This window comes from Phormidium tenue FACHB-1052 (assembly GCF_014696675.1).
Taxonomy (GTDB): Bacteria; Cyanobacteriota; Cyanobacteriia; order Phormidesmidales; family Phormidesmidaceae; genus Nodosilinea; species Nodosilinea tenuis_A.
Genome location: NZ_JACJQN010000016.1, coordinates 1 through 12,279 on the forward strand (window position 1 = coordinate 1; position 12,279 = coordinate 12,279).

The window sequence follows — 12,279 nt, forward strand, 5'->3', positions numbered from 1 at the left end:
CCAGGGGCAATCTGTGGCTGAGGTCCTGGAGGTGCTGATGCCTGCTTAGACTCGATAACTCTGCCCCGAAGTAGCCCTTCAGGCTAACCTTCCAAGTCGTGAACAGACGGTTTTTTCAGAAACCTGAGGCTTTGAGCAAGAGAGAAACCGGGTTTCTAAGGCTGACTTTTGATGGCTTTGACCATGCCCTAGAAACCCGGTTTGTAAGCGCTAGAACACGAAGTTCTCGGCGTTACCTAACTCAGCCGCATCGACTCCCTGGAAGGTGACGAAGTTGGTAAACTGGTTGCGCCTGACCACGCCCTCCAGCTCTAGCGAAAGCTGGGTGCGATCGCTGTTGCCCAGGCTGCGAATCTGCACCAATCCATCGACTAGCGGGTTGCTGCCGGTGTAGCCCACGCTGGCCAATAGGTCGGTAAACACCAACCTATCGGTACCTACCTCAAAGTCAGTGATGGTGGCCCCAGTTTGATCGGTGCTGGTGTAGACGATGCGATCGCGCCCGCCGCCTGTGGTAATTAGATCGGGGCCACCGCTGGCCAGGAAGATATCGCTGCGATTGCTGCCCGTCAGCACATCTCGCTGGGGTGTGCCCTCGATTACGTTTGGAGCCTCAATGGTAAATCGGGCCAGCACCGGGTCGTGGTCGCTGGCCTGGAGCGCCTCAGCAAACTCGGCGTTGACATGCACGGCGTCGTATTCCGCCGTGGCCGCCAGACTGTCGCTGACCAAAATGTGGTCGAGCGTTTGGGAATTGCCCTGAAAAATGTAGGAATAGCGCTCGTTGGGGTCTAGGCTGTTGGTCAGATTCGTCAACCCAGCACTCTCTAGCCCCGTCACCGGAGAAACAAACTCAAACTCGTTCAGGTCGCCCAGCACTACCACATTGGCGCTGGGGTCGCCACCCAGCAGGCCGCTAACGTAGTCCTGCACTGCTTCCGACTGAGCCTGGCGCTCGTCGAGGGAACCGTTGACCGTGGGGTCTTCCTGAAGTGCCTCAAAAGGCTGCTCAGTGCCGAGAATCGGCGCACTGCCGCCCTTTGACGAGAAGTGGTTGTTCACCAGGGTCACGGTTTCGCCGTTGAACTCAAAGTCGGCTACCAGGGGCAGCCGGGCACCGGCAAAGGTTTCGCCCTGGGCCTGCCCGCCAATGGTGGCCACTGACCCCTCTACCAAATCAACTCGGCTGGGGTCGTAGAGGTAGGCGGTGCGAATGTTGGCTCCCGGCTGGCCACCGCTGGCGTTGTTGAGAATGAATGGGTTGTCAAGAAAAGCGTAGGTGGGGCCACCGGCAGCGGCGATCGCCTCCACCAGAGTCTGCAAGGTCACATTCGCCGCCGTCACACCATCGTTGGCACTGCCCGAGTTGTCCTGCACCTCCTGCAGCGCAAGGATGTCGGGGGTGTTGAGGTTGTTGACGATCTGCTGGGCGATCGCCGCAAACTGCCCGTTGGCAATGTCGGCGTCACCATCGCCATCGTTGGGGTCGAGGTTGAGCACGTTGTAGCTGGCCACGGTGAGCTGATCGTTGCCCCCCACCAGGGTGCTGACCTCTGGCGCTAGTTCGCCCCGCTGAATTTGGTCGGTGAAATCTTCCGTCGCCACAATCTGGAAATTGCCGAAGTCGTAGTTGACGACACCAGTAACATCGCCCAGGTTGTCGCCCACATTCACGTCGGGGAAGGCAAAGTCAAACACACCGCTGTCAAACTGCACCTGCACCCGCTCGGGGTTAAAGTCGTCGGGGCTGAGGTTGAGGGTGCCGCGATCGCTCAAGCCCGTAGCCCCGGTGCCGTTGTCCACCACCCCAAAGATTTCGCCAAAGCCATTAGTGCCATTCACCACCCGCAGATCTTGGGCTGTCACCCGCATGCCCTCCAGCGACTCAAAGAAATCGATGCCGTCGGTGACCGGGTCAAAGCTGCCGAAGTCATCGTTGTCAATGTTTTCGGTGGGGGGCACGCGATCGCCCTGGCCCAAAACTACCGCCTCAGGCAGCTCATTGCCGGTGCTGAGAGTCGTAATAGTCAGGCTACCGCCTAGCTGGGTGGTAGACAGGTTGCGGGTAGACGCACCGCCAGGGGTAAATTCAGACACGGTGCCCGTAACCTGCAGCTCGTGGCCCACCGCCACGGTGGGGGCGCTGCCGGTGAAGACAAAAATCGCATCGGAGGTGGCAATGTTGCTGTCGCCCACAGCGTCTTGCAGGTAAAAACCGTTGGTATCCACGGCGGTGACAATACCCATGGTCGAGACCGCTTGGCCCACTAGCGCCGAGCTGTGCCCAGCCCCCTGGATGGTGTAAATTGCTGTCGGCTCTAGATCGCCGCCCCCATCACCGCCGCCGTTATTTGGGCTGTTGACCGCTCCTTTGGTGGCGGTCAGGGGGCCAGTCCAGACCCCGTCGATCCGCTGCAACGATTGGCCAATGGGGGTGTCGCCATCTTCTGCCACGCCAATATCAACACTGGTAAGGCCATTGGCCGGGCCACCCACCGCACTGAACGCCCCCTCATAGCTGAGGAATTCCAGCACAGTGCCCTCGGCATCGACTAGGGCCACCCCGTCGGGTGCCCCATTCTGAAGGCCGTTGCTGGGAAAATCGACCACAATTGTACCCCAACCATCGCTCTGGTTGGCCACCACACCGCTAAGGGCAACGGTGCCGTAGACTGTGCCGCCATTGCCGTTGTAGAGCACTAGGCTGTAGCCGGCTAAATCGGTGCCCACGGGGGCCGCGATTTCGATAAATTCGCCGACGTCGGTGCCGGTATTGTCGTAATGCAGTTCGCTAATAAAAACTGAAGTTGCCATGAGAACCAATTACTCCCAAAAAACAGTTTTTAGCCGCACAAAATTAACCCCAAAAAATATGGAGTTTAGATCTTATGCAGGTTTCTATGCCTTCCAAATCCTTGGGCGCTCTAGACAGCAGAGCGCGACAGACTGACCCGTAAAAGGCAGAATCAGGTCAGCCCAACAGTGAACTTCGTCCTAAGCAAAGTTTCAGCTAGCTATTCTCTAGGCAGGCATTGAGGCTCCAAAACTTGTTCCCAGAAACGTCATTAAGCGGGTCTGGAATGTCAGTGTTTTTACACAAATAGACTATCAGAGGGGCAGCGGTAGTCGGTAAAGGGCTGTTTAAAAGTGCTTTAAGCTACCGGGTCTTTGCACAAGCTTTATATAGGTCTTGTCTTAAGGCCTGGCGCATCGCCCCTAACCGACGGTGGGGGGTGCCCTCGGCGCTTTAAAATAGAACGCTTGAGGGTGGGGAATTTTAGACGTCAAGCATCGCAGGAGAGCAGGCCCATGGCCGGAGTTAAACAGCCTACTTCCAACAGCTTTAAGAAGCTCCAGGGGTTTTTGCGATCGCGCGTTGGCCAGGCAATCGCCGACTACGGCATGATTGGCGAGGGCGATCGCGTCATGGTCTGCGTCTCCGGCGGCAAAGATTCCCACACGCTGCTCGATATTCTGCGTCACCTTCAGCGCAGCGCCCCAATTCACTTCGACCTGCTAGCGGTGACTCTCGATCAGAAGCAGCCCGGCTTTCCTGCCGACGTGCTGCCGGAGTATTTTGAGGCGATCGGCGTGCCCTACCGCATTGTCGAACAAGATACCTACAGCACCGTCAAGCGTGTGATCCCGGAAGGCAAAACCATGTGTAGCCTGTGCTCGCGCCTGCGCCGGGGCATTCTCTACCGGGTCGCTGCCGAAGAAGGGGCCACCAAAATTGCCCTCGGCCACCACCGCGATGACATGATCGAGACTCTATTTTTGAATATGTTTCACGGCGGCAGGCTCAAGGCCATGCCCCCCAAACTGCTCACCGACGATCGCCGCCACATCGTCATTCGCCCCCTGGCCTACTGCCCTGAGGCCGACATTGCCCGCTACGCCCGCTACCGCGAGTTTCCGATCATTCCCTGCACGCTGTGCGGGTCGCAGGCCAATCTACAACGCGCCCAGCTAAAGGAAATGCTGCAAAGTTGGGAAAAACAGTGGCCGGGCCGCACCGAAACCCTGTTTCGCAGCCTGCAAAACGTTGATCCGTCGCAGCTAGCTGACCCGACCCTATTCGACTTTGGCGGGTTAGAGTCAGCGCAGATGATTCCGCCTGACGATGGGGATGGGGATGCGATCGGCACTAACTTGGAGGCAGAATTTGACCCAGCCATGGCGCTCTTCGCCGATGGATTGCCGCTACCCATTGGCACTGGGGCGAGAGAACGCTGAGACTTTTAGCCTACTTGGGCAGATACTTGCGATCGAGCACCTGCTCCTGGGTGAATGGACTCTCGATCGGAAAATTTTCCAGGCCAACCCCAGTTTCAGTGGCGGTTAGGTCACGAGCCTCCTGGTAGCAGTCGGCAAATATCTGCTCAAAATAGTGCGTCAAGCTAGGGCTAGTGCTCAAGGCTTCTTGTAACCGGCGACGATGCTCTTTGAGGGTAAACCGCCAGCTGTTGGAACGCTGTCCAGGCTGGTAGGTGTACTTGAGCAAATGCATCAGCACCACAATTAGGTTGCTGGTCAAGGCCTGTTTTTCGCTACGCCCCATATCGTTTAGTTCTTCGAGTAAGTTGGCAATATCTACCTCCGCAAGTCTACCCGCTTTAAGCAACTGGCCCGTAGTGTCGAGCCACAGAGCATAGTCTTGCTCATAGAGATTGGCGATCGCAGCCAGGGCAGCAGTTTGAGGCAGCATAGCGACAGTTGTAATAAACCTGCACTGTCATTGTAAGAGAGCGCAGAGGACGATGCGGAGAAAGCGAGATAGTTAACGGCCATCTTTAAGCACTAAAGTACTTCGCCGCCGGGTGGTAGGCCACGATCGCCGTCGTTGACTGCTCAGGATGCAGTTGCTCGCTCTCATCAATGGTCAGGCCAATCTGCTCCGCCTTGAGCAACTCTAGCTGCACCGGCTGGTCAGCCATGTTAGGACAGGCCGGGTAGCCAAAGCTATAGCGCGACCCCTGGTAGCGCTGCTGCAACACCTCTCGCAGGGTAGCAGGCTCCAAATCGCCAAAGCCCAGTTCTTGACGAATGCGAGCGTGGCACCACTCCGCTAGAGCCTCCGCTATCTGCACCGACAGCCCATAGTAGTAGAGGTAATCGGTATATCGATCGTCCTTAAAGAGGCTCTGGGCGAACTCCGTAGCCACTTCGCCCACCGTTACCGCCTGCATGGGGAAGACGTCAAACTCACCCGGCTTCGCCAGCTCCTTAAGCAAAAAGAAGTCGGCAATGCACAGCCGCCGCAGGGATTTTTGGCGAGGGAAGGTGAACGTCGCCACAGGCTCCGGGTGGCTGGCTGGGTGAGTGGGTGACTCCATCATCTTGGGATCATAGATGTGTAGGGAATTCCCTTCGGCTAGGCAGGGGAAGTAGCCGTAGACGATGGCCGGATGCAATAGGTTTTCTGCCAGGATACGCGCTTTCCAGGTATCGAGAATCGGGTGAACCGTCTCTTGCAGGAAGGCGTCGTACGCTTCGCGCGATTGCTCCTGGGATTTGCGAAATTGCCACTGGCCCACAAACAGCGCCTGGCGATCCAGATAGCCAAACACCTCTTCCAGGGAGATGTCGGCTGGCGTGAGCACCCGACTACCCCAAAAGGGCGGGGTGGGGCGGGGGATGGTGGGGTCTACGGCCTCGGAGCGAGTGGTGTCTTCGGGATTTTGGATTTTGGATTTTGGATTTTGGATTTGCAGGGTATCTGTTTCCTCCTGGGAGGAGTCGAGGTGGGTCTGCTCTCCATTTTGAATTTCTAATTTTGCATTTTGAATTTCTTCCTCTTCATCCAAAAACCCGCTCACGTCATCCCAATTCCCTGCTGCCTTGGCGGGCATCAGCTTGTCCATAAAGTGTAGGTCAGAGAAGGCGTCTTTGCCGTAGACGACCCTGCCCTTGTAGGTGTTCTGGCAGTCTTCGTGGACGAATTTGGGCGTCAGCGCCGCGCCGCCGAGGATGACAGGAACGGTGATGCCCTCCTGGTTAAAGGTCTCCAGGTTGTCTTTCATGAAGGCGGTCGATTTGACCAGCAGGCCGCTCATGGCGATGCAGTCGGCGTTGTGCTCTCGGTAGGCCTGGATGATCGCCTCGACGGGCTGTTTAATGCCCAGGTTGACCACCTTGTAGCCGTTGTTCGACAGGATGATATCGACCAGGTTTTTGCCGATGTCATGCACGTCGCCCTTGACCGTGGCGATGATGAAGGTGCCTTTGCCGGAGCCGTCGCTGTCGGCTTTTTCCATGTAGGGTTCGAGGTAGGCCACAGCGGCTTTCATGGTCTGGGCCGATTGCAGCACAAAGGGCAGCTGCATTTGCCCGGAGCCAAACAGTTCGCCCACTACCTTCATGCCGTCGAGCAAAAAGGTGTTGATGATTTCCAGCGGCGGGTAGGTTTCTAGCGCCTTGGCCAGGGCGTCGTCGAGGCCGATGCGCTCGCCGTCGATGATGTGCTGCTTGAGCTGCTCGTCAATGGGCAGGTCTTTGGCGATCGCCTCCTTTTTCTTCAGGCTCTTGCCCTCAAACAGGGTGGTGAGCTTGGTCAGCGGGTCATAGGAGACAATGTCGCCGTCGAATTCGCGGCGATCGTAGATCAGGTCGCGGCACACTTTTTGGTGGTCGGAGTCAATCTTCGCTAGAGGAAGGATTTTGGCGGCGCTGACGATCGCCCCATCCAGCCCCACTTGCATCGCCTCGTGGAGAAACACCGAGTTGAGAGTGACGCGGGCCACCGGGCTGAGGCCAAAGGAGACATTCGACACCCCCAGCATGATGTGGCTGCCGGGCAGGTTTTCACGAATTAGTCGAATGGATTCAAGGGTTTCGCGCCCGTTGACCCGGTCTTCTTCAATACCGGTCGAGATCGGCAGAGCCAGCGTATCGAAGAAAATTTCGTGGGCGGGAAGGCCATACTCCAACGCATCGCGGTAGGCCCGTTGGGCAATTTGAAACTTCTTCTCGGCACTGCGGGCCATGCCGTCTTCGTCAATGGTGCCGACGACAATACCAGCGCCGTACTTCTTCGCCAGCTCTAGCACTTTAAAGAAGCGCTCGTCACCGTCTTCATAGTTGGTGGAGTTGAGAATGCATTTGCCCCCAGCCACCTTGAGGCCCGCCTCCATTTTCTGCCACTCGGTGGAGTCGAGCATCAGCGGCAGGGTGACGTTGGTGACCAGCCGCGACACCAGCTCATGCATGTCGCGCTCACCGTCGCGACCCACATAGTCCACGTTCACGTCCAGGACGTGGGCACCCTCTTTAACCTGCTCCCTAGCCAAGGCCACCAGCCCATCCCAATCCTCCGCATTCAGCATCTCGCGGCATTTTTTAGATCCGCTGGCGTTGAGGCGTTCGCCCACAATCAAAAATGAGTTGTCCTGCTCGTAGGGCTGGGGGCTGTAGATGGAGGCGGCAGAGGGGGTGTAATTGAGCGCGGGGCGCGGGTCTGAATTTTGAATTTTGAGTTTTGAATTTTGAATTGACCGCACAGGTCTCTGCTTAGGCCGCAAATCCTTCGCCAGCTCTGCCAGTTGGGCAATGTGCTCAGGCCGGGTGCCGCAGCAGCCGCCGATTACCTGCACGCCGAGGTCTTCGATGAAGTGCATCAGCGACATCCGCAGCTCCATCGGGGTGAGGCGGTAGACGGCATTGCCGCCGACATTCTCGGGTAGGCCCGCGTTGGGGATGCAGGAGATCACAAAGGGCGACTGTTCGGCCAGGTGGCGCACGTGGTCTTTCATCAGGTCGGGGCCGGTGGCGCAGTTGAGGCCCAGAATGTCGATCGGGTAGGGTTCGAGGATTGCCAGGGCCGCCGCCATTTCGGTGCCGACGAGCATGGTGCCCTGCTGCTCCATGGTGACGGAGACCATTAGAGGCAGGCGGGTGCCGGTGGCGACAAAGGCTTCTTCAATGCCGTTGAGGGCGGCTTTGATTTGCAGCACGTCCTGGCAGGTTTCGACCAGCATCAGGTCTACACCGCCGTCGATTAGTCCTTTTGCCTGATCGACGTAGGAATCTTTGAGGGTGTCGAAGTCGATATGGCCGAGGGTAGGAAGTTTAGTCCCTGGCCCCATAGAACCGGCGACGAAGCGGGGTTTGTCAGGGGTGGAGTATTCATCTGCAACGCGGCGGGCCAGGACGGCAGCAGTTTTGTTGAGTTCGTAGGCTCTGTCAGCCAGGTCATACTCGGCCAGCACGATCGCAGTGCCGCCGAAGGTGTCGGTTTCAATCACGTCGGCCCCGGCTTCGAGGAATCCTCGGTGGACGGTCTCCACAGCCTTAGGGTTGGTGAACACCAGGTATTCATTGCAGCCTTCGTACTCGGGGCCGCCGAAGTCTTCCGCCGTCAGGTTTTGCACCTGGAGGTTGGTACCCATCGCGCCATCGAAGACCATGACGGGGCGATCGGAGCTGTGGAGGCGATCGAGAAAGGCGCTAGACATGGGGCGTTAGAGGGGGATTGCGACAGAGATCACCTATTATCAACCATTGCCCCCAAAGAACGCATCCGAAAGCTAGCTTCCCAGAACCACAGCGGATTCCCTAGCGCGGATCGATTGAGGGGGCTCGATCGACCAGGCGAATCTGGTTTTGTCGCTCGACCACGGTGACCAGCGGCAGCGGTTTGCGGGCTGGCCCTCGCAATACGCGCCCTTGGGCGTCAAACTTAGAGCCGTGACAGGGACAGGCAAAGCGGTTTTGGTCGGCCTGCCAGATCACAGCGCAGCCCCGATGGGGGCAGACGGGGCGCAGGCCATAGGGGGCGATCGCAGGCCCCTCCTGAATCACCAGATAGGTCACGTTGGGCAATCCCTGCACCGGCTGGGGAATTCCAGGCGTAGTAGTGGGTAAGAAGGCATCAACGGCGATCGCCTCACCCGCTGCATCCAGCGCCTGCACCCCCGGCAAATAGTCGAGGCAGCGAGAATTTTGCGGAAATGTTGAGCACAGCTCTTCAAGGTCTTGGGCCGCCGCTGGCTGGGGCCGTGAGAAAACCATAGCGATCGCCCCTAGACTGCCCCCAGCCATATACCTAAGCAGACTCCGCCGACTAGGGTGGCTGGGCTTGGACTGGGAATTTGAGGAATGGGTCATATTGTCTAAATCGCCTATCAAATAGCCGTAGAAATCCTGAGAGCCAATCTATTCATCTAGAGCCAGGCTAACGAACAATTCTCCTCTCAGCCAAGGATGGGGCAAGATTGTGTGTGGCCAGAAAAGACAGATTAATGTTGTCTGGGCACAGCATGGCGAATAATTTGGGTTACACCCCCAGCCGAGGGTTTCTTACTATATGCTTTGTCTGTAGTTATCTGGCATGATTGATCACCACAATGGGCAGACTCTCCACCCACGTTCTTGACACAGCCCTGGGTAAGCCCGCCGCCTCGCTGCGGCTCACAGTCTGGGCCATTAACAATGAAGCCGACATCAAAACGGCGCTCAAAACCGTTGAAACCAACAGCGATGGCCGCACCGACGAGCCGCTGCTAGAGGGTGACGAGCTGCATAAAGGCACCTACGAAATCACCTTTGACGTGGCGGCCTATTTTGCCAAAACGAGTGCAGCGCTTTCTGAACCGCCATTTTTAGACCAAATACCCGTTCGATTCACGATCGCCGATCCTAGCGGCAATTTTCACGTGCCGCTGCTGGTGTCGCCCTGGTCCTACAGCACCTACCGGGGCAGCTAGGTCGCCTGTCGCGGAGACGCCTCGGTGAGGGTAGAGGCCACAACGATGCGATCGCGGCCTTCGGCTTTGGCCTGGTAGAGGGCCGCATCGGCAGCCCGCAGCAGATCTTCAGTCTGTAATTGCTGATCGGGCACAGCCGCAGCTACGCCAAAACTCAAGCTGACGTAGGGACTCACCGGCGACTTTGGGTGAGCAATGGCGCGGGCTCGCAGGGTGCTGCGCAAGCGGTTCAACAGGTGCAGCGCTCCTTCTAAATCGGTTTTCGGCAAAATCAGGGCAAACTCTTCGCCGCCGTAGCGAGCGGCCAGATCGGCTGGTCGCCGAATCACGGTGTCGAGCACGGCTGCGATCGCTCGCAAACACCGATCCCCTGAGATATGGCCGCAGGTGTCGTTATAGGGCTTGAAGTAATCGACATCGCAGAGCACCACCGCTAGCGGAGTTTGTTCGCGGCGGCAAAGCTTCCACTCGTAGGCCAGCTTATCGTCAAAGGCACGCCGGTTGGGAATGCCGGTCAGACTATCTTGAACCGCTAGCTGCTGAAGGATTTGGTTGTCGGCCGCCAGCTGCTGCTCAAGCAACCGCTCCTGGGCCAGCAGGGCACTCAGCTTAAGCGCCTGCTGGCGGGCGCGCAGCAGCGACTCCACCCGCAGCAGCAGCTCGGTCTGGTCAACGGGCATGGTAATCACATCGTCCACCTGCTGGCGCTGGGGTGCCGTCATCAGGGGCAGGTGAGGGCGCTTGAGCAGCAGCAAAAAGGGCAAAAACACCGGATTAGCCGCCGCCCGCTGCTGGGCAATGTGCTCCCCACAGCGCCCCAAAAACGCGGTATCAAAAATACACAGGTCAAACGCTTGGCCCCACTTCAGCGCTGTCGCCGACAGATCTTGCAGGCTATAAAACCGACTCAACAGCGCTGACAAAAGCTGGCGATTTTGCTGATGGTCTACTCCCAGCAGCACGCGATATTGCCATTGATGGTCAGAATCTGGGAGAGAACCAGCGCAGGGCGGTGAAACATCATGGCTCATTTTCGTGGGACTTAATGAATTCAGGAACTCCGCTTAAGATGCCCCGCAGCTGAGTCAGTGGCCGACCCACCTTGATACCGTAGCGAGAAATTTCAAACTCCCGTAAAGTCTTCTCAAAATCGCTGAGGCGTTTCTTTAAAACGCCGATCGCTCGCCGCATTTGGCCCCGCATTTCGAGGTAGCGCAGAAAAATAATGTTGTCGGCCAGGTAGGACACGCCCAGCTCCGTCGCCTTAAAGTCGCCGGTAATTGACTCAACTTCGTTGGTGAGAATGGTGGTCACCCCGCGCCCCTTGAGGTACTGGCAGAGGCCGTGAATATTGCGAATCAGGTCGTCTTCTTTAAACGACAGCTTATAGCCCAGCACGCTGTCGATCATGATTAGCTGGGTACCGGCCTGTTCAACTTCGAGGCGCACCTGGTGGGCAAACTCGTCGGGGGAGTAGAGCAGCGGGTCAACTTTAAAGATCGCCAAAGTGCCCCGGTTGACCATCGCCCGCACCGGAATGTTGATGCCCTCGCAGCGGTTGAGCAGGGTATCGACCGCCTCCTCAAACAGGTAGACCACCGAGCGATCGCCCCGCCCCGCCGCCTCTTTGATAAATTGCAGCCCCAGGGTGGTTTTGCCCACGCCGCTGGGGCCAGAGATAATTGTCACCGTGCCGGTTTCAATGCCGCCGCTGAGCAGCTCGTCAATTTCCGGAATGCCCGCCGGGCAGAGGCGCGGCGCGGCTGAGGCCACCGGATTTTCAGCGGCCACCAGATGAGGAAAGACCACCAGACCGCGATCGCCGATCCGCATCGAGTGCAGCCCTTTGCGAAACGTGCCGCCCCGCAGTTTAGACACCTGCACATAGCGGCCCTCATCCTGCATTTGCAGCGTGAGAATGCCGTCGCTAATGAACTGCAAATCCTCATCGGGAGCCTCCTGACTGCCCTCCGAGGTAAACAGCACCGTCGCCCCCTGGTGCAGCAAAAAGCGCAAAAACCCCACCACCTGCTGGCGAAACTGGTAGGCGTCGGTGGCCAGGTAGCGTAGCTGGGTCATTGAGTCGATGAATACCCGCTGGGGCTTGAGGGCGCTGACCTGCTCGACGATGCGCTCGGTCAGCGGCCCCTGCTCAACCTGGGCCGCCGCAAAAATGTCGTAGCCCTGGTTCTGCACAAAAAAGTCGGCATTGGGACTCAGATCTAAGACCTGCACCGCATCCACCGGAAAGCCCGACGCCGCCCCGTTGCGCCGCAGCTGTTCCATCGATTCGCCCAGGCTGATGAAAAGGCGCGGGGTGCCGTCGTCTAGGTTGGTGGTGAGAAAGTGCCACCCCAGGGTCGTTTTACCGCAGCCCGGCCCGCCCCTGGCCAAATAGGCCTGCCCGGCTGGAAAGCCGCCTTCTAAAACCTCATCTAGCCCTTCAATTCCCGAAGAAATTCGATCATATTTTGACATCTTGGCCAAACTGCTCTCAAAGTTAATGCAAACGCGCAGCAATCCTCCGCCAGCACCATCAGAGAGTCGCCTAGCTTTTTATCCTGCCACCAAATTG

At 57.9% G+C, this 12,279-nt stretch carries 8 protein-coding genes; 2 read left to right on the forward strand and 6 right to left on the reverse strand.

Translation table 11 applies throughout. The features are described from left to right. Window positions 1-210: 210 nt before the first annotated feature. Entirely contained in the window at window positions 211-2,814 is a 2,604-nt protein-coding gene (locus H6G07_RS19695) for a DUF8508 domain-containing protein (RefSeq protein ID WP_073610004.1), read from the reverse strand. 495 nt (window positions 2,815-3,309) lie between these two features. Here H6G07_RS19695 and ttcA point away from each other — a divergent pair, with 495 nt between their 5' ends. Continuing rightward, complete coding sequence (ttcA, locus tag H6G07_RS19700; RefSeq protein WP_073610005.1) at window positions 3,310-4,236, forward strand: tRNA 2-thiocytidine(32) synthetase TtcA; 927 nt, start codon at window positions 3,310-3,312, stop codon at window positions 4,234-4,236. A gap of 10 nt (window positions 4,237-4,246) precedes the next feature. On the opposite strand, the gene H6G07_RS19705 is transcribed toward ttcA, so the two are convergent. The 3 genes from H6G07_RS19705 to H6G07_RS19715 all read right to left on the reverse strand — a co-directional run bounded on the left by H6G07_RS19705 (window position 4,247) and on the right by H6G07_RS19715 (window position 9,105). Then, a complete protein-coding gene (locus H6G07_RS19705; protein ID WP_073610006.1) occupies window positions 4,247-4,708 on the reverse strand; it encodes a DUF29 domain-containing protein in 462 nt (153 codons plus the stop codon). A gap of 85 nt (window positions 4,709-4,793) precedes the next feature. Further along, entirely contained in the window at window positions 4,794-8,453 is a 3,660-nt protein-coding gene (metH, locus tag H6G07_RS19710) for a methionine synthase (protein ID WP_073610007.1), read from the reverse strand. 100 nt (window positions 8,454-8,553) lie between these two features. Next, window positions 8,554-9,105, reverse strand: a complete 552-nt coding sequence (locus H6G07_RS19715; protein WP_073610008.1) for a Rieske 2Fe-2S domain-containing protein — start codon at window positions 9,103-9,105, stop codon at window positions 8,554-8,556. A gap of 239 nt (window positions 9,106-9,344) precedes the next feature. Here H6G07_RS19715 and uraH point away from each other — a divergent pair, with 239 nt between their 5' ends. Then, complete coding sequence (gene uraH / locus H6G07_RS19720; RefSeq protein WP_073610009.1) at window positions 9,345-9,704, forward strand: hydroxyisourate hydrolase; 360 nt, start codon at window positions 9,345-9,347, stop codon at window positions 9,702-9,704. On the opposite strand, the gene H6G07_RS19725 is transcribed toward uraH, so the two are convergent. Then, on the reverse strand, window positions 9,701-10,735 hold the full coding sequence (locus H6G07_RS19725) for a diguanylate cyclase (protein WP_084173408.1): 1,035 nt from the start codon (window positions 10,733-10,735) through the stop codon (window positions 9,701-9,703). The genes uraH and H6G07_RS19725 overlap by 4 nt on opposite strands. After that, entirely contained in the window at window positions 10,725-12,182 is a 1,458-nt protein-coding gene (locus H6G07_RS19730) for an ATPase domain-containing protein (protein WP_073610125.1), read from the reverse strand. The genes H6G07_RS19725 and H6G07_RS19730 overlap by 11 nt, the downstream gene beginning before the upstream one ends. Window positions 12,183-12,279 lie beyond the last annotated feature (97 nt).